Source organism: Novosphingobium anseongense (assembly GCF_037482895.1).
Classification (GTDB): Bacteria; Pseudomonadota; Alphaproteobacteria; order Sphingomonadales; family Sphingomonadaceae; genus Novosphingobium; species Novosphingobium anseongense.
Genome location: NZ_JBBHJZ010000002.1, coordinates 352,011 through 370,009 on the forward strand (window position 1 = coordinate 352,011; position 17,999 = coordinate 370,009).

15 protein-coding genes are annotated in these 17,999 nt (G+C 63.4%); 13 read left to right on the top strand and 2 right to left on the bottom strand.

All coding sequences use genetic code 11. The annotated features are described in order from the left end of the window. Positions 1-444 precede the first annotated feature (444 nt). The 13 genes from rfbF (at position 445) to WG901_RS10405 (ending at position 15,435) form a co-directional block, all read left to right on the top strand. Positions 445-1,215 (top strand): glucose-1-phosphate cytidylyltransferase, encoded by a 771-nt coding sequence (rfbF, locus tag WG901_RS10345; RefSeq protein ID WP_339586987.1) that lies wholly within the window; start codon positions 445-447, stop codon positions 1,213-1,215. Further along, positions 1,212-2,306, top strand: coding sequence for a CDP-glucose 4,6-dehydratase (gene rfbG / locus WG901_RS10350; protein ID WP_339586988.1), 1,095 nt, complete (start codon positions 1,212-1,214; stop codon positions 2,304-2,306). The genes rfbF and rfbG overlap by 4 nt, the downstream gene beginning before the upstream one ends. Continuing rightward, on the top strand, positions 2,303-3,661 hold the full coding sequence (gene rfbH, locus WG901_RS10355) for a lipopolysaccharide biosynthesis protein RfbH (RefSeq protein ID WP_339586989.1): 1,359 nt from the start codon (positions 2,303-2,305) through the stop codon (positions 3,659-3,661). Before rfbG ends, rfbH begins: the two co-directional genes overlap by 4 nt. Continuing rightward, positions 3,627-4,409 carry a hypothetical protein gene (locus WG901_RS10360; RefSeq protein WP_339586990.1) on the top strand — a complete coding sequence of 261 codons (783 nt, stop codon included), beginning with the start codon at positions 3,627-3,629 and terminating at the stop codon, positions 4,407-4,409. Before rfbH ends, WG901_RS10360 begins: the two co-directional genes overlap by 35 nt. Then, positions 4,409-5,113 (top strand): hypothetical protein, encoded by a 705-nt coding sequence (locus tag WG901_RS10365; protein ID WP_339586991.1) that lies wholly within the window; start codon positions 4,409-4,411, stop codon positions 5,111-5,113. The genes WG901_RS10360 and WG901_RS10365 overlap by 1 nt, the downstream gene beginning before the upstream one ends. Beyond that, a complete protein-coding gene (locus WG901_RS10370; protein ID WP_339586992.1) occupies positions 5,110-6,870 on the top strand; it encodes a thiamine pyrophosphate-binding protein in 1,761 nt (586 codons plus the stop codon). Before WG901_RS10365 ends, WG901_RS10370 begins: the two co-directional genes overlap by 4 nt. A gap of 7 nt (positions 6,871-6,877) precedes the next feature. Beyond that, the gene (locus tag WG901_RS10375) at positions 6,878-7,900 is read left to right on the top strand and encodes an NAD-dependent epimerase/dehydratase family protein (RefSeq protein WP_339586993.1); all 1,023 of its coding nucleotides are present in this window, start codon (positions 6,878-6,880) and stop codon (positions 7,898-7,900) included. A 295-nt stretch (positions 7,901-8,195) separates the two neighbouring features. Continuing rightward, positions 8,196-9,935 carry an SLBB domain-containing protein gene (locus WG901_RS10380; RefSeq protein ID WP_339586994.1) on the top strand — a complete coding sequence of 580 codons (1,740 nt, stop codon included), beginning with the start codon at positions 8,196-8,198 and terminating at the stop codon, positions 9,933-9,935. Beyond that, the gene (locus WG901_RS10385) at positions 9,932-11,056 is read left to right on the top strand and encodes a GumC domain-containing protein (RefSeq protein WP_339586995.1); all 1,125 of its coding nucleotides are present in this window, start codon (positions 9,932-9,934) and stop codon (positions 11,054-11,056) included. Before WG901_RS10380 ends, WG901_RS10385 begins: the two co-directional genes overlap by 4 nt. Then, complete coding sequence (locus WG901_RS10390) at positions 11,046-11,984, top strand: glycosyltransferase family 2 protein (RefSeq protein WP_339586996.1); 939 nt, start codon at positions 11,046-11,048, stop codon at positions 11,982-11,984. The genes WG901_RS10385 and WG901_RS10390 overlap by 11 nt, the downstream gene beginning before the upstream one ends. 1 nt (position 11,985) lies before the next feature. Beyond that, complete coding sequence (locus tag WG901_RS10395; RefSeq protein ID WP_339586997.1) at positions 11,986-12,375, top strand: GtrA family protein; 390 nt, start codon at positions 11,986-11,988, stop codon at positions 12,373-12,375. Further along, a complete protein-coding gene (locus WG901_RS10400; protein ID WP_339586998.1) occupies positions 12,372-13,730 on the top strand; it encodes a hypothetical protein in 1,359 nt (452 codons plus the stop codon). The genes WG901_RS10395 and WG901_RS10400 overlap by 4 nt, the downstream gene beginning before the upstream one ends. 103 nt (positions 13,731-13,833) lie before the next feature. Continuing rightward, complete coding sequence (locus tag WG901_RS10405) at positions 13,834-15,435, top strand: ArnT family glycosyltransferase (RefSeq protein ID WP_339586999.1); 1,602 nt, start codon at positions 13,834-13,836, stop codon at positions 15,433-15,435. A gap of 1 nt (position 15,436) precedes the next feature. Here the strand turns inward: WG901_RS10405 and WG901_RS10410 are convergent, their stop codons facing one another. Next, complete coding sequence (locus WG901_RS10410; protein ID WP_339587000.1) at positions 15,437-16,036, bottom strand: M23 family metallopeptidase; 600 nt, start codon at positions 16,034-16,036, stop codon at positions 15,437-15,439. A gap of 323 nt (positions 16,037-16,359) precedes the next feature. Beyond that, complete coding sequence (locus tag WG901_RS10415) at positions 16,360-17,901, bottom strand: class I SAM-dependent methyltransferase (RefSeq protein ID WP_339587001.1); 1,542 nt, start codon at positions 17,899-17,901, stop codon at positions 16,360-16,362. Positions 17,902-17,999 lie beyond the last annotated feature (98 nt).

Sequence of the window (17,999 nt, forward strand, 5' to 3'; positions counted from 1 at the left end):
TATTTCTGCGCAAGAAAATTGGCCTGACCACCAAGATTTCGCGAGGATCGCGTTAGGCAAACCGTGCGTGGCCGAGCGTTAATCCGGGTGACGCATGGCAAATTGGCGAGACAAGCGCCGGAAAACGCGTCCGTTAGAGCGGTCGCAGTAGAATATCGCGTGGTCCAGCGCGCGCGGAACTGTTCGCGCGTACCGATCGCTGCGCTTCCTCTACGCGTTGCGCGGCAAGGACTCTGCGGTCATGATGGCCCGACGACGGGTGCTGACGGCGCCTTCATTCCATCTAGTTGCCCGCATAAATCTCACGTTCAGCCAACCTGCAACAAAGGCGCGCCCAAGAGAGCCGTGGTTGCGTCGGCACGTTCCCCGTTCACGAACGTTGACGAACGACGGTATTGGTACCTAATGACCTCTCGATCAGGGGTGTTCGACAGGAGCAAATGATTGCCAAAGGCTGTAATTCTGGCCGGAGGCCTAGGCACGAGGCTGGGTGAGGAAACCTCACTCAGGCCCAAGCCTATGGTCGAGATCGGTGGGATGCCGATCATTTGGCACATCATGAAAATTTATTCCGCTCATGGCGTGAACGACTTTGTGATCTGCCTTGGCTACAAAGGCTACATGATCAAGGAGTTCTTCGCGAACTACTTCCTTCATGCCGCCGACGTAACCATCGACCTCGTGCAGAACAGCATGGAGGTTCATGAAAAGCGGTCCGAGCCGTGGAAAATCACCTTGGTGGAAACCGGCGCGGAGACGCAGACCGGCGGCCGCCTCAAGGCCGTGCGCCGCTTCCTGGATGAGGACGAACCATTCTTCTTCACCTATGGTGACGGAGTCTCATCGGTCGATGTGACCGCGCAACTCGCCTTCCACAAGGCGCATGGCCAAAGAGCGACGATCACCGCAGTCGCCCCTCCGGGTCGCTTCGGTGCGCTCGAATTCGACGGCGACAAGGTAACCAGTTTCCGTGAAAAGCCCGCCGGCGACGGCGGCCTGATCAATGGCGGCTTCTTCGTGCTCGACCCCTCGGTGATCGACCTTATCGAGACACCCGAGACGATATGGGAGAAAGAGCCGATGGAGCATCTCGCCGCTTCGGGCGAGATGGTAGCCTTCCGGCACGAAGGCTTTTGGCAGCCGATGGACACGCTGCGCGACAAGCAGAACCTCGAGCAGCTCTGGCAGGACGGGGCGCCGTGGAAGATCTGGTGACCCCCCTGACTGTCGACGAAGCCTTCTGGCGCGGTCGCCGGGTCTTCCTGACCGGGCACACCGGCTTCAAGGGTGCCTGGCTGGCACTCTGGCTAACGCGCATGGGCGCCGACGTAACCGGCTTCTCACTGCCCGCCGAGAGTCCGAGCCTGTTCGACCAAGCGCGCGTGGCCGAATTGGTCACCCATGTCGAAGGCGATATCCGCGATCTCGCGGCGGTCGAGGCGGCGATGCAAGCGGCACAGCCCGAGGTTGTCCTCCACCTCGCCGCGCAGCCGCTCGTGCGGCTGTCCTACAGCACGCCGGTGGAAACTTTCGCGACCAATGTCCAAGGCACGGTTCACGTGCTCGACGCCTGCCGCCGGATCGCCGGGCTCAAGGCTATCGTCGCGATCACCAGCGACAAGTGCTACGAGAACCGCGAGACCAACCGCCCCTACCGCGAAGACGACGCCATGGGCGGGCACGACCCCTACAGCGCGAGCAAGGGCGCGACCGAACTGGTCGTCTCGACCTATCGGCGCAGCTTCTTCTCCGATGGCGCTACCAAGGTTGCCTCGGTTCGTGCAGGCAATGTTATCGGCGGCGGTGATTGGGCGACCGACCGGCTGATCCCAGACCTGGTCCGCGCGATGATTGCCGGCGAAAAGCCCCTGATCCGCTCGCCCGATTCGATCCGGCCCTGGCAGCACGTGCTCGAGGCACTGGGCGGCTATCTGATGATCGCAGAGCACCTGTTCCACGGCCGGGAATGGGCCGCGACCGGCTGGAACTTCGGCCCGGCCGAGGCCGATGCACGGCCGGTGCGCTGGATCGCCCAGCACATGACCCAGGCCTGGGGCGCTCCTGGCTGGGACCAGCCCGACGGCCCCCAGCCGCACGAGGCCAAGCTGCTCAAGCTCGACTGCACAAAGGCCCACGCCGAACTCGGCTGGCGCCCCGCCTATACCCTCGACACGGCGCTGACGCGCATCGTTGAATGGCATCGCCACGTCGCCGATGGCGGCGATGCCCGGGCCATTTCGCTGGCCCAGCTCGACGATTACCGCGACCGTTTCCGCCGCGCGCTCTCCCAGAAAGGGGCTGCATGACCGCCGATACTCCGATGTTCGATCCGTCCGGCCTGGATGAAGCGCAGCTGCGCGCACTCATCCTGGACATGACGGGCGAATATGCCCGCCGCTTCCATGCGCCCAAGCCCTTCGTTCCGGGCCAGAGCCCGGTGCAGGTCTCGGGCAAGGTCTACGACGAGACCGACATGCGGATGCTCGTCGATTCCTCGCTCGACTTTTGGCTGACCACAGGCCGCTTCAACGAGCAGTTCGAAGCCAAGCTCGCCGAACGCATGGGCGTGCGCTTTGCGCTGACCACCAATTCGGGCTCCTCTGCGAACCTGCTCGCGCTCTCGTCGCTAACCTCGACACGCTATGTCCGCGACAAGGCGCTCAAGCCGGGCGACGAGGTCATTACCGTGGCGACGGGCTTCCCGACCACGGTCAATCCCTCGCTGCAGTACGGGCTGGTGCCGGTTTTCGTCGACGTCGACATCCCGACCTACAACATCAAGCCCGAGATGATCGAGGCCGCGATCACCGACAAGACGCGCGCTATCATGGTCGCGCACACGCTCGGCAATCCCTTCGACCTCGGCGAGGTCATGCGCGTCGCCAAGAAGTACGACCTGCTCGTGGTCGAGGACTGCTGCGACGCGCTGGGCGCGACTTACGATGGCAAAGGCGTCGGTACTTTCGGCGACATCGGCACTCTGAGCTTCTATCCCGCGCATCATATCACCATGGGTGAAGGCGGCGCGGTCTTCACCAACAAGCCTAATTACAAGCGCGCGATCGAGACGATGCGCGACTGGGGTCGCGACTGCTATTGCGCGCCGGGTGTCGACAACACCTGCAACAAGCGCTTCGGCCAAAAGCTGGGCACCCTGCCCAAAGGCTACGATCATAAGTATACCTACAGCCACGTCGGCTATAATCTGAAGATCACCGACATGCAGGCCGCGGTCGGTCTCGCCCAGCTCGGCCATCTCGAGGGATTCATTGCCGCGCGCCAGCGCAATTTCGACATCCTGACCGAACTGCTGCGCCCGCTCGAGGACGTGTTCATCCTGCCCGAGGCGACGCCAAACAGCGAACCCTCATGGTTCGGCTATCCGATCACCATCCGCGAGAAGAGCGGCGTCGATCGCGACGAACTCGTCCAGTACCTCAACGAGTACAAGATCGGCACGCGCCTGCTGTTCGGCGGCAACCTGCTGCGTCAGCCCTATATGAAGGGCCAGAACTATCGCGTAGTTGGCGATCTGACGAACGCCGACATCGTCACCAGAAATTGCTTCTGGATCGGCCTTTTCCCCGGCTTGACCGCGGACCACCTCGCCTACGCGGTCGAAACTATTGCGAAGTTCGTGGCCGAGAAGCGCGCGCGATAAGGCTTTAGGCTTCGCGCAAGAACGAGTGGTTCGGAGAGAGAGAAAGATGGATTTTTCAAAAGTCGTTTCGTTGAAGGGGGAATTTGAGGCCGAAGGACTGCCCCGCGACAGCGTAGCGGCCGAGGCGGGGTTCGCCGCGCGTAACGGGCTTCCCTATTTGGTCAAGATCGGTGGCTGCGAAGCTAAGTCAGACATGCGCTTCCTGATGGCGATCGGCGTAAAAAGCATCGTCGCTCCGATGATCGAGAGCGCTTTCGCTATGCGCAAGTATCAGGACATGCTGCCCGCCGGAGCCTTTGAACACGTTGGCGTCACCATCGAGACGATCGATGCCGTGCAGCGGATCGAAGCGGTCTTGGACGCTGGCGTCAAGCTCAGCGAAGTTACCGTCGGCCGCACCGACCTGACCGCCAGCTTCGGCGGCAGCGGCGTCGACAGCGCGGAAACGATCGCCATGGTCAAGACGGTCGCTAGGGCTGCGCAGAAGCGCGGCCTGAAGACCACGATGGGCGGCTCGGTCAACGCCAAGACCATCGCGCTGCTCCGCGAGGACGAAGAGCTGCGCGGCCTGGTTGCCTGCGTCGAAACGCGCAAATGCGTGATGCCGGTGGCGAAATTCCTCGAGGATGGCGCCCTGGAAGCGGCCTTCGCGATCGAGGAAGCGCTCCTCGAACTCCAGCTCGCCTATCACGGAACGATCGCCACGGCCGCGAACGATCGCGTCGGTCAGTTGCGGGGTCGCCTGTAATGGAAATCAAGTTCGTTCTGGATTTCGATGGCGTGCTCTTCAACAGCGCGTTCGAGGCCTATTCCGTGGCCAACAAGGCCATAGAAGGCAATCCCGCTTTCCGGCAGGACATCACCTACGAAGAATTCCTCGCCTATCGGGCTTTCGTGACCGATGCCTGGCAATACAACCGACTGTACTGTCGGGAACAGTCCCTGCCCGCTCAAGCGCTGCACGACTTTCAGCCAGAGGAAAGGGACTGGGCCTTCGCACGCGATTTCTTTGCCGCGCGCGAGGTCATCATGCAGGACGCAGAGTGGCCCAAGGTGATGCCGCCCTACGATTTCTTCTTCCTGCTGAAACCGCTGCTCCTCAAGCATCCCGAGCGTTTCGCTATTCTCTCGACGCGCAACATCCAATCGATCCGCGAAACGATGGCCTTTCACGGTGCCGACGTGGTCAAGATCTTCGGCCAGGAAGACATTCGCCGGCTCGGCAGCAAGTTCGCCGTCGCCACGGATCAGCGTTGGCTCGACGGCGGCAAGTGGTTCGTCGTCTATGTCGATGACATGAACAGCCATCTCGAACCGTTCGAAGGCCAGATCCATCTGCCGCTCCACGCCGATTGGGGCTACGACAACGGAACGCCCTGCAGCCTCTCGGCCAACCAGGTACACACGATCATTTCGTCTCTGCTGACGATCGCAGAAAAGGATCGCACGTGAAGTATAGCGACCAGATCGGCGCCTGGCTCAAGGCCGCAGGATATACGCACTACTTCTTCGTAGGCGGCGGCAATATCATGCACCTCACCGAGAGCCTCGATCGCTACCTGAAGGGTGTGCCGGTCGTCCACGAGGTCGCCGCCGGCATCGCCGCCGAGTATTTCAACGAGATCGCGGCACCGGCCAAGGCCTTGGCGCTCGTCACGACGGGCCCGGGCACTACGAACATCGTGACCGCCGTCAGCGGCGCCTGGCTCGAGAGCCGCGAGTTGCTGGTGATTGGCGGACAGGTCAAGACCAGCGATCTCGCGCTCGGCAAGGTTCGCAGCCGCGGAATCCAGGAAATCGACGGCGTCGAATTGATGCGATCGACGGCCAAGGCGTCCTATCGCTTTCTCGAGCCCATCGACGCGGCCGAATTCCTCTCGCTGATCGAGCAGAGCTGGCAACCGCGCAAGGGGCCGGTGTTCCTCGAGATGCCGCTCGACGTGCAGGGAGCAGCCGTCGACGAGACCCCCCTTCCTCCCATCGGCGACCCGCCACTACCGGTGGCCACCGATGCAGATATCGCTGGCGTCGCAGAGCTCTATCGCAAGGCCGAACGCCCGATTCTGCTCGTCGGCGGCGGTGTGGACTATGCGACCACGGAACGCCTCCGCGCTCGGATCGACGCGCTCGCGATGCCTGTGATGACGACCTACAACGGCGCCGACCGCTTCGATGGCGATGCGCCCAACTATCTGGGCCGACCGAACACCTGGGGCCAGCGCTCCGCCAATATCGTCATCCAGAATGCCGACCTGATCCTTGCCGTCGGTACGCGGCTCGGCCTGCAGCAGACCGGCTTCAACTGGCAGGAATTCGGCCGCGACGCGCAGATCGTCCAGATTGAGATCGACCCGCAGGAACTGGAAAAAGGCCATCCGCGCGTCGATCACGGTTTCGCAGTCGATGCGAACGATTTTCTCGAACGCCTGGTCGCTCACGATCTGCCGGCCAAGCCGAACTGGCTGGAAAAGGCGCAGCAGATCCGCAAGGCCGTTCCTCGGATCGAGGAGGTCAACCACACCGGCGAAGGCTATCTTTCGCCTTACGAATTCATCGTCGGGCTCGAGACGCTGACCAATTCCGACGACCTCGTCATTCCCTGTTCTAGCGGCAGCGCTTTCACGCTGTCGATGCAGCTTTACAAGCAGAAGCTCGGCCAGCGCATTCTCACCAACAAGTCGCTTGCCTCGATGGGCTATGGGCTTTCCGGTGCGATCGGCGCTGCGATTGCGGGCGCGGCGGCCGGTCCAGAAGGCCGGCGTACGATCCTAGTCGAAGGCGATGGCGGCTTCGCGCAGAACATGCAGGAACTCGGCACCGTGGCCGTGAACGATCTCAACTTGAAGATGTTCATCTTCCACGATCAGGGCCATGCCTCGATCCGCATGACGCAGCGCAACTATTTCGACGGCAAGTACCTGGGCTGCGATCGCGCCTCGGGTCTGGGCCTGCCGCAGTGGGCGAAGCTGTTCGCGGCATGGGACATTCCGGTGATGGAAGTGCCTCTCGACTTCACCGAGAACGCCGAATTCATCGCCAAGCTCTCAGCGCCCGGACCGCATGGGTTCATCGTTCCGGTCGATCCCGAACAGACCTATTTTCCGAAGATCAGCAGCCGGATCACCGCTTCGGGGTCGATGGAATCCAATCCGATCGATCGAATGAGCCCTGACATCGACTATCTCACCGAGCAGCCGATCGACGCCTGAGCGCCACGTGGCCTACGACCGCGATCTTGACCGCCGCAACGCCAGACTGAGCGAGCCGGCCCGCCGGATGATCTCGGCGGACAACCGCCGGATCGTGCTCGTCGGCGCGCGCGGATGGATCGGACGGAGCCTGTTGACGCTGCTGCACGAGGCCTTGGGTCCCGGCGATCTCATGCGGCGTGTGGTGTGCTTCGGATCGGCCGAAGCGACGGTAACGCTCGACGACGGCACAAACTTGAGCCAGCGCCCGCTTTCGGAACTTTCCGCGCTGGATACGATGCCAAGCGTCCTTTTCCACCTGGCCTTTCTTACAAAGGACAAGGTGGCCGGTATGGACGCCGACACTTATGCGCAGACCAACCGGGCCCTTTCACGCAGCGTGCTCGAAGCGCTCGACCCGATCGGCGTGGACCGGCTCTTCATAGCGTCTTCGGGCGCCGCGGCCTTTGCCGACGATCCTGCGGCTGCGTCCGACCTGCGGCTATACGGCGCGCTGAAACGCGCCGACGAGGATCTGTTCGCAGACTGGGCCGAGGCGCAGCCAGCGCATCGCCGCGCTGTAATTGCACGCATCTACAGCGTCTCCGGCCCTTACATAAACAAGCACGAGACCTATGCCCTCGCGAGCTTCATCGCCGACGCGCTTGCCGGGCGGCCGATCGAAGTGCGCGCGCCGATGCGTGTGCTGCGCAGCTATGTCGCTGTGCGTGAGCTGATCTCCTTTGTATTTGCGCAGCTTCTGGCCGGTAGCGGCCCCGCGGCGCTTCGGATTGATACGGGCGGCGAAGCGCTCGAACTCGGCGAAGTCGCGCAGGTGGTCGCCGATCTAGTCAGCGGCCAGGTCCGCCGGCGACCGATTACCGAAGCGGGCGACAATCGCTACATCGGGGACGATGCGGCGTGGCAGCGAGCGCTCGCCGGCTTCGGCATGGCGCCCGTGCCGCTGGCCGATCAATTGGCTGAAACCATGGCCTATCTGGCGCGCGAACACGCACCGCGACGTCTAGTTAAGCGCGTGACAAGGTGGTAGCAGCGCGGCGGGTTTCGCTTGGTGTGAGGTGCACCGCCGACATGCACTCGTCGGCAGCCAAATGCCCTGCAATTCAAAGGACCGAAGTTTGAAAACGAAGATCGCGCACGGTTGCTCGTACGGGAAGGCTATCGCACTCGCTCTCATGCTCGGAGCGGCATCCACCGCGCTTGCGCAGCAGGGTGGGAACGACAACCGCATGCCCTCGGGCTCGCCGCTTGACCCTAACGCTACGGCGCAAGGCGGTGCGTCGCAAAACTCAGCATCAGGCGGCTCGAGCGAGCAGAACCCGTTCGTGGGCCAGCAGATCCTCCAACCGCGCAGCGTGGGTGATCAGGACAACTCGGCTCTGAGTCTGCAGCAACTGCTAAACGCGCGCAGTAGCAATCCGGTCGACTCCAGCAGCACGCTGACCAAGGCTCTGCCCAAACCCGGCGAGTTCGAGCTTTACACGACGCGACTGCTTGGACGGAAGCTGCCGCGCTTCGGCGAGAACCTCGTGCTGCCTGCGCTGCGCGACTTCGCCGCGCCCGCGACCGCCACCGTGCCTCCCGGCTACATCGTCCAGCCCGGAGACGAAATCGTCATCGCCCTGTCGGGCTCCATCGACGGCAGCGTCAGCCGCGAGGTCGATACCAACGGCAACATCTTCCTGGCCGGCGTAGGTACGATCAAGGTCGCCGGCGTGCGCCATTCGGATCTGCGCGGGGTCATCTCGAACGCGGTCGGCCGCCAGTACCGTGGCTACACGGTTTCCGTCAGCGTCCGGCAAGTACGCGGGATTCGCGTCTACGTAACCGGTCTCGCCAACAATCCCGGTGCCTTTACGGTCAGCAGTCTTTCGACGCTTGCCAACGCCGTTTTCCAGGCTGGCGGCCCGTCCAGCGGGGGTAGCTGGCGCAGCGTAAAGCTGTACCGCAACGGCGCGGAAATCGCTGATTTCGACCTTTACCAGCTGATGCGCGGCGGCAGCCGCATCAGCGATGTGCCGCTGCAGAACGAGGACGTTCTCTTCATCCCGCCTGCGGGCGAGCAGGTCGCCGTGATCGGCTCTGTCCAGGAAGAAGCGATCTACGAGGCCAAGCCCGGCGAGACCATAGCCGACATGCTTGCAGCTGCCGGCGGCCCCAATACGCTGGCCGACCGATCGCGCTTCATCCTCTACCGGACCGGCGACATCAACATGGTCGGCCCGCAGGAGATGGCAATCGGCCAGGCCGCCTTGCAGCCGATCCGCGGAGCCGACATCGTCCAAGTGCTATCCACGGGCAGCCTGGCGATGCCGATCGAGCGCCAGTCGGTCCTCGTCCGCGTTGAGGGCGAGGTTCGCAAGCCCGGCATCTACTTCGTCGCGCCTAACACGCCCACCAGCGACATCGTAGCCCAGGCCGGCGGGATGACCTCGATCGCTTTCCCCTATGGCACGAAGTTTACGCGTCAATCGGTGAAGATCCAGCAGCAGGAAAGCTTCCGCGAAGCTGTGCGCCAGCTCGAGCTCAGCCTGGCCGCGGCACCGCTGTCGGCGAGCACCTCGGTCAGCGAAAGCGAGCGCGCGAACCAGATCGCCGCGGCCCGCTCGGTACTCGAGCGCCTGCGCCAGGCCGAGCCCGACGGCCGCGTCGTGCTGCAGCTGCCACCCAACGCGCAGACGATACCGGGCAACATCCTGCTCGAGAACAACGATGCGATCTACGTGCCGCCGCGGCCGACGACGGTCGGTATATTTGGCGCGGTCTATCGCCCCGCCTCGTTCTTCGTCGGCGAGGGCAAGCCCATCCGCGTCGCTGATTATATCGAGAAAGCCGGCGGTACGCTGCGCGCGGCCGATCGGGGCAATATCTTTCTCGTCCGCGCCAACGGCGAAGTTGTTTCGAAGAAGCGCGGTTCGCTGCGCGCAAGGGTGCTCCCCGGCGACATCGTTTTCGTCCCAGTCCGCACCCAGGGCAATTCGTTCTGGGCGAAATTCAAGGACATCACCCAGACGCTGTTCCAGCTGGGTCTGAGCGCCGCGACCGTTGTGGCGGTGACGAAATGACCCCGCCCCGCAGCTTCGTCGGCACGCTGACCAGCCATAGCTGGCTGGCGCGTTTCCACACCCGAGCCTTGATATTCGGGCTACTTACGCTTCTTTTCGTGGCCCTTGCGCTATTTCCGCAGCGCTACCGCGCCGCCGTAACGCTGACGCCAACCGATCCGCAGAGCCTGGGCCTCAGCGGCGCTCTCGGGCAGCTCGGCGCCATCAACAATGTCTTCGGCAATCAGGCTGCCGTCGAAGTGGCCCTGCGCGTGGGCAAGGGCGTCTACGTTCGCGATCTCGTGATCCATCGATTAGCGCTAGGTAAACGCCTGGACATGTCTAACCGACTGGAGCTCCACCGCTGGCTGGACAAGCGCGTGACCATCCGGTCACTGCGCGGCGGTATCGTTTCGATTGAAATGCAGAACCGCGACCCCAAACTGGCGCGCGATGTCGTCGCGGCCTACGGCGATGCGATGCAGGAGCAGCTTGCCGAGATTAGCCGCAAGCAGACGTCCTACAAGCGCAAGGTTCTCGAGCAACTCGTGAACGAAGCCTCGGACCAGCTCGAAAAGGCTCAGGCCGTTTATGACCGTTTCCGGTTGCGCAACAGAACCCCTCTCCCCGCGCTAGCAGTCGAAGCGGTTTCGTCGCGTATTCCGATGCTGGAGAGCGCCATCAAAGCCAAGCTTATCAGTATCGCGGCCGCGCGCGAGCTGTACAGCGACAACAACAGCATCATCCGCCAGATGAATGCCGAATTGGCCATGTTGCGGCAGCAGTTGGCGCAGGTTCGCGCCACGAACGGTAACGACGCGAGTGTCGGCAACAACGCCACAGTCGGCGAGGCAGTTGCGACCTCGAGCCAGCTGTTCCGGCTGGAGCGCGAGGTTATGGTCGCTCGAACGCTGTACGACAGCTACCTGCGCTTTTTGCAGGGCACCGCGGTGGAAGACCTGACGTCGTCGGCCAACGTGCGCATCTTGGAACCTCCTTTTATCGACACCGAACGGCAGGTCTGGTGGCCCGCGCTGGCGGCAGCCCTCGCGATGATCATGCTCTGGCTGTCGATCGAATTCTATCGGCTGCGCCCGCCGCTGGGCGCCCGGCTCGAGGCGGAGGACCGCTATGTCGGCTAGTCCGGAAGTTTCGGTCGTAATCGCCTGTCGAAATGAGGAAGACAACGCCGAGGCCATTGCCGCGGCCGTGATCGAGCAGCTCGAACAGGTCTGCGAGAGCTTCGACATCATCTTCATCGATAACGAGTCCCAGGACCGCACGGTCGAAATCATTCGCGGTATGTGCGCGCGCGATCCGCGCATCCGGTTGATCATCAATACTCGCAATTTCGGCCAGATGCGCTCGCCCACGCACGGTATCTACCAGGCGGGCGGTCGTGCGGTCATCTCGATGTGCGCCGACTTTCAGGATACGCCCTTGCTGCTCCCCGAATTCGTGCGCCGCTGGCGCGCGGGGACGGATATCGTGCTGGGCATTCGCGAAAGCGAGAAGTCGGGCGCCGTTCTTAGCTTCATGCGCAATCTGTCGTACCGACTACAGAAGCGATTCGGCGACTACCCGATCATTCCCAACGCCACAGGCTTTGGTATCTACGATCGCCGCGTGGTAGAAGCGATCCGCAGGCTCAACGAGCCCGAGCCGTTTTTCCGCGGCCTCCTGGTCGAGACCGGCTATCAGATCGAGACGATCCCGTTCAAGCGACCGGTGCGCGCGGGCGGGCGCTCAAACAACAACTTCTTCACATTGCTTGATTTCGCGCTGAACGGCCTTGCAGGCTCATCGAAGAATCTGCTGCGCGCGCCGCTCTATGTTGCCTTCTTTATGGGCCTCCTGACGCTGATCTGCCTTTCCGGCGCTATTCTAGCAGCTTTCACCGGCCGATCGGTGCAATTGTGGCTCCTCGCCGCCATGATCGAAAGCCAGTTCTGCCTGCTGTTTCTATTCCTAGGCCTCTTGGGCGTCCAGATTGCCCTGGTTTCAGAACGAACACGCAACCAACCGCTCGTGCTCGAACGCGAGCGCATCAATTTCCCTGCCGGCTACTAGTATGTTCGATTGGCGTTCGCCCGCCGAATGGAAGCGGCTCTGGCGTTACTACCAAGCTGGCGTTCTGAACACGCTGTTCGGCTACGGGCTGTTCTCGATCCTCGTCGCCGCGCACGTCAATCTCTATGCCGCGCAAGCGCTATCGCATGTCGCCGGGATGGCGTTCAATTATCTGACCTACAGTCGCTACGCATTTCGGGATCGGCAGGCCTCCAAAAGCGGTTTCGTCGTCTCCTACGCCGTCAACTACCTCTTGGGGCTCGGCTTCATCTGGAGTTGCATGCAAGTCTGGCCGTCGCCCTACGCCGCAGGCCTGATCTCCACGGTGCTCGTCTCGATCATCAACTATTTCGTGCTAGGCCGTCTCGCGTTTAAGAAGGCAAGAGCGTGAAGCGCGGGCTGCCTTCCTTTATCGTGCTGGAATACTGCCTGGCGGCGCTTGTCGCCTGCGGCTTTATCTACGACTTTTGGTTTTTCTTCGAGAACCAGTACTTTCCTCAGCCAATGTTTTACGACGTCGGCGACACTTGGATGGATTGGTTCAATCCTGCCGATTTCTCGCATCGTCCAGGTGCCTACGACACCTACAAGACGATCTACCCGCCCCTGACCTATGTGATCCTTAATCTCATAACCCAAGGTTCATGTTATGAGAACGGCGGCGCCGGCCTCGGGCGCGAATGCGACGTGCTGGGGATCGCTTCGCTGCACCTGATTTACGTGCTCTGCATTTTTCTTACGGCGAAAGTGTTTCTCAAGATCGACCGTCGGACTGCGCTTCCGAGATCGATAGCCGTGTCGATCGGTCTGCCTATGCTCTGGGCGTTGGACCGCGGCAACGTCATCCTGATCACCTACATTTTCGTGCTTCTGGCCTACGGTCCACTGTTAAAGTCGGCGCGTGTACGCTGGCTGTTTGCCGGCATGGCGATCAACATGAAGATCTATCTGATCGGCGCTCTAGCCGCCCAGTTGCTCCACCGCCGCTGGCGCTGGGCCGAAGGCGCCTTGATCGCAACAGTGCTGGTGTATCTGCTGACCTACGCTGCATTCGGCACGGGAAGCCCGCTCGAGATCTTCGAAAACATTACTTCCTTCGCCGAGGGGCTTGTCATCAACAATCCTCTCGACATCTGGATGGCGTCCTCACTGCTACCCCTTCAGGAACTGATGCGATCGGAAATTTTCCCTACTGCCCTTTATTTCGGCTCCGACGCGGTCACCGTGATCTCGTTCATCATTCCGATCATCATGCGCACCGCGCAAGCTCTCATAGCCTTCGCCGCGCTGGCCTGCCTGGTCAGGCCGGAAGCCGTACCCCGCTATCGCATGCTGACCTTGTCGATCGGAATCGCGCTCCTATCGACTGAAGTCAGCTCTTACACGCAGATCCTCGTGCTGCTTTTTTGCTTCATGGAGCCATCGCGGGGCGGGCTGAGGCGCGCAGCGATCCTCATTGGCTACCTCATTTGCATTCCGCTCGACATCAACGTCGATCGCCTGCCGGTGCTCGTAAAGGAATCGTTCTTTTTCCAGCGCCCGATCCTGGTCGAATATGTGGTGCAGATCGGCCCATTCATACGACCGGTCCTGACCCTGGCGATTCCCGTCTTGCTTTCCCTCCGAACGATTGCAGACGTTTGGATCGATATCCGACAGCAGGGATGGGCCACCCGCTGGCGGTTCCGCCGCGACGCGAACCCGCTCCCGTGGATTCAACGCCCGCGTCCGCCGCAGGCAGCATGAAACGGCCGCCCTTGCGCCGCCCTCTGGCGGATTCTCTATGAACGCTCACTCCGATACCCACGATAGGATCGCAGCCGGCAAAGCGTCGTCCACGCGTCGCGGGATGTTTCTGCTCGGTTCAATCCTGCTCCTCGCCGCCGCCGTACGGCTCTACAGCGTTGCCTTCGGACTCCCGGCGCTCAACGATCCCGACGAGCTGACCTTCGAGCTCGGCGCGATCAAGATGCTCAGCGGGCCGACGCTCAACCCCGGCTGGTTCGGACATCCCGCGACCACGACGATGTACGTCCTCGCGGTGCTGACCATCGCCATCTTTGGCTTGGGCCACCTGTTCGGCCGTTTTCCGACGATCGAAGCCTTCGCCGACGCGCTCTACGCCGATCCGAGCTGGGCCCTGCTGCCCGGCCGCGTAGCCATGGTGCTTTTCGCTGTGGCGACGATCTACCTCGCCTATCGCCTGACGCGCGAGTTGTTCGATCGGAACACCGCGCTCGCCGCCGCGGCCTTGCTGGCGATCAATCCGGTGCACGTGACCTGGTCGCAGATCATCCGCTCCGACATGATGGCTTGCTTCTTCATGCTGCTCGGCATGCTCGCGGCGCTGCGCATCCTGCGCCACGACCGTTGGCGCGACTACGTGCTCGCCGCGCTCTGGCTGGGCGCCGCGATGGCGACCAAATGGCCTTATGCGCTCACCGCCCTGGCGGTGATCGCGGCGGTGGTGGCGCGGGGCGTCGCCCACCCGGCCGAGCGCCTGCCCGGCCTGATCCGGCTCGCCCTATGCGGCGTCCTGGCGCTCGTCTTCCTGTTCCTGATCTCACCCTACCTGCTGCTCGATCATCAGACCGCGCTGCGCAACATGCACGGCGAGGCCCAGATCCACCACCTTGGGGCGACCGGCGGCACGCCGTGGGAGAATGCCTGGTGGTATCTCACCGGTCCCCTCGCCACAGGGCTCGGCGGCCTTGGCCTGGCCTTCGCCGGCTGGGGTCTCGCGATCATGGTGCGGCGACGCGAGGCCGCCGCGGTGGTGCTGCCCGTCGTCATCGGCTTCGCGCTGGTGCTCTGCGTGCAGAACCTCGTCTGGGAGCGCTGGGTGCTCTCGCTGATGCCGCTGCTGGCGATCGCCGCCGGGGTTGCCTTTCGCGACCTCGTCGGCCGCACGGCCCGGCTGCCTCGGCCCCTGGCTCGTGGTGCGATCGCGGTCGTGGGGCTGGCGCTTCTCGTGCCGCCGGCGCTGCGGGCCCAGGCTGACACGCGGGCGCGGCTCGACGATACGCGCCAGTTCGCCTCGCGATGGGCCGCAGCCCACGTCGCGCCGGGCTCGACGGTACTGCTCGAGCATTTCGCCTTCGACCTGCTGCCGCGCCCGTGGCGCTTTCTTTTTCCTTTCGGCTCCGTCGGTTGCATCGACGCGCGGGCGACGCTGGGCGGCAAGATCCAGCTCTCGACGGTCCAGTCCGGGCGCGGGACGCGGACGAATATCGACTACGGCACGGTGGCGGCGGACAAGCGGGAATCCTGCGCGGCCGACTATGCGATCCTGACCCAGGCGGATCGCTATGCCGCGGAAAGCCGGGCTTTCCCGGTCGAAGCGGCGGCCTATCGGGAGCTGATCGCGCGGGGGACACTGGTCGCGACGTTCCGGCCGGAGCCCGGCAAGGTCGGCGGACCGGTCGTGCGGATCGTGAAATTCTCGCGTTAGATCAAGGCTTAAAGGCAAGCGGATCGACGGCGCGACCATCGATCAGGACCTCGTAATGGAGGTGCGGGCCGGTCGAGCGGCCGGTCGAGCCGACATAGCCGATGATGCTGTCCTTCGCGACCTTCTCGCCGGGCATGACGGCCAGGCGCGACATGTGGCCGTAGCGGGTTTCGGTGCGATTCCCGTGGCTTAGCTCGACCATGAGGCCATAGCCGCCGGCCCAGGCGGCGCGGGAGACGGTGCCGTCGGCGGTAGCACGGATAGGCGTGCCGAGCGGCGCAGCGAGGTCTATGCCCTTGTGATTCCTCAACAATCCGAGCACCGGATGGAGGCGCAGGCCGAACTGGCTGGTCTGGCGGAACGAGGCCAGGGGGAGGCCGGCGGGGGTCTGCCCCTCGACAGGAAGCGCCGAAACCGTTGAATTAAGAGACTTATTCGGGGCGGCGTCGAGGAGCGCGGCGAGCTGGGGGACGCGGCTGGGTTCGGCCTGCCAGCCCTGCATCATACGGTCGAACTGGCTGTCGCCGAAGCCCTTCGCGTCGGGTCGCGGGGCCTCTGCCGACTGCGCCAGGGCGACGCCCGGAAGCGCGCAGACGGCCAACAGAGCACTGAAAAATCTGAATTTCTTCAAAAGACCCCATCCCGCGTGGTGCCCGCAGCCAGAGCGGAAAAGCGGCGCGAACGCAAGGGCGTGCGGGCGCGGGATGGCCGGAATGGGCCGATTCCGCGGCGGAACGCGCTCGGGGCATGCACGATCGCTGCGAGACGACTGCAACGGCACTGCAAGGGGACTGCAAGCGGGGTGCTTGCCGTTGAGGGGTTCCGGGGGCCCTGCAATTCGCTCGGGGCGAGCGGGAAAGTGCCCCTCCACCACCTCCGGCTGTCCCCCTCCCCGAGCGAACTCGGGGAGGAATTGGTTGGTCGTCAGATGACCTGCAGCTGGCGGAGGACGGGGACGAGCTTTTCGAAGAAGGCGGCGGCCTGGCGCTGGAGCTCGGCGAGGTTCTCTTCGGGGGTGTTGAGCGGCTTGCCGTCCTTGAGGATGGCCTGGCCCTGCTGCTGAATGACCTCCCAGGCGAACTGCGCGGCGTCGTCGGTGCCCTTGCGGCCGCTTTCGAGCGCGAGGAGGAAGAGTTGCTGAAAGCGCGAAAGGGGGACGCCGCCGCCGGTGACAGGCGAGGCGAGCTGCTGGAGATCGGCGCTGTCGCGGGCGTGGCGCAGGACGGCCGAGTTGAAAGCCTTGGTCGACTTGTGGCGCTTGGCGTCGGTGCGGGCGGGAAGACAGGGCTGGACCTGGCCCGAGCCCACAAGGATGACCAGGGCCTCGGCCAGGCGGTTCCAGCCGAGCGCGGCGACGGCCGGGTTGCCGTCGACGAGCTGGCGCACGGTGACCGGGCCGCCGGCGAGGGCATCGAGGATCGGGCCGTAGACGTCGGCGTGGAGATCGGCCTCACCGATGCCGCCGCGGATCTTCATCGAGACGTCGGGGCGCGCGACCATGAGCGCGAAGCGCTGATCGAGCCAGGCCTCGCGCCGGACCGAATCGGGCAAGGGGATCGCGCCCTTCGAGAAGACGTCACGACGGAACTGCTGATTGACGATGTAGTCGCGGACGGTCTCGCGCAGGACGGGATCGGTGACCTGTACGAGGATCGCCTTCTGATCTGAGGTGAAGTTCACCGCGTCGATGTGATCGAGCAGGTTGGCCGAGCCGAGATAGCCAAGCTTGGCCTCGCCGAGTTCGGCGGCGACGTCCGAGTGGTAGAACAAGGTCCAGGCGTCGTTGAGGTACTCGTGGGCGAGGTAGTTCTTGTTCTGCTTGGTCAGCGCCTCGTGCCGGGCCTTGAGCGCGGGGTTGGCGGCGAAATACTTGGCGTCGGCACCGATCAGCTTGTCGATGAAGCCGAGCGCGGGGTCGAGGCGGCCGATCGTCGGCCCGCCCTGGGCCTTGCCGTGGAGGTACATGAGGTGGCGCACGGGGGCGCCGGGGGACCAGCCGGGCAGGCAGTTGTAGGAAATGTAGACGAGGCCGCCGGGCTTGAGCTTGCGGCGGATGAATTCGACGATGGTGGCGCGGTGCTCGGCGCCGATCCACGAATAGATGCCGTGGAGGCTGATGACGTCAAACTGGGGAAGTTCGGGCCGATCGAGGAAATCGGCAAAGGCATCGTCGTAGAAATGTACGTTCTCGGTCCCGGCGGCGCGGGCGAGCGCCTGGGCGCCGACGATGTGGGCCGGGTTGAAATCGGTGGCGTGGAACTGGACCTGCGGGTTGGCGGCGGCGAGCAGGTTGGCCGAGTAGCCCTGGCCGCAGCCGAGCTCGCAATAGGCGAGGGGGCCGGCGCTGTCCGGGCTGTGGAGCCCCTTCGACAGCGCGACGAAGTCAAGCACCTTGGGGGTCAGCTCGCGGTAGAAACCATGCGTGTAGCCGATGTCGGCCACATAGCCCGAAGTCCAGTCGCTCATAAAACCCTCATCTTTGTCGAGGGACAGGCATACCAGCCAAGGCCTTGCGCGCAAACGGAAACGGCGGGTGGCAACTCGTTTTGTCGCGGGACTTAGAC

What these genes read in the sequence shown, in the direction of transcription:
- rfbH (WP_339586989.1), top strand. Translation starts at nt 2,303, where the DNA reads ATGACCGCCGATACTCCGATGTTCGATCCGTCCGGCCTGGATGAAGCG.
- WG901_RS10365 (WP_339586991.1), top strand. Translation starts at nt 4,409, where the DNA reads ATGGAAATCAAGTTCGTTCTGGATTTCGATGGCGTGCTCTTCAACAGC.
- WG901_RS10385 (WP_339586995.1), top strand. Translation starts at nt 9,932, where the DNA reads ATGACCCCGCCCCGCAGCTTCGTCGGCACGCTGACCAGCCATAGCTGG.
- WG901_RS10390 (WP_339586996.1), top strand. Translation starts at nt 11,046, where the DNA reads ATGTCGGCTAGTCCGGAAGTTTCGGTCGTAATCGCCTGTCGAAATGAG.
- WG901_RS10395 (WP_339586997.1), top strand. Translation starts at nt 11,986, where the DNA reads ATGTTCGATTGGCGTTCGCCCGCCGAATGGAAGCGGCTCTGGCGTTAC.
- WG901_RS10405 (WP_339586999.1), top strand. Translation starts at nt 13,834, where the DNA reads ATGTTTCTGCTCGGTTCAATCCTGCTCCTCGCCGCCGCCGTACGGCTC.
- WG901_RS10415 (WP_339587001.1), bottom strand. Translation starts at nt 17,901, where the DNA reads ATGAGCGACTGGACTTCGGGCTATGTGGCCGACATCGGCTACACGCAT.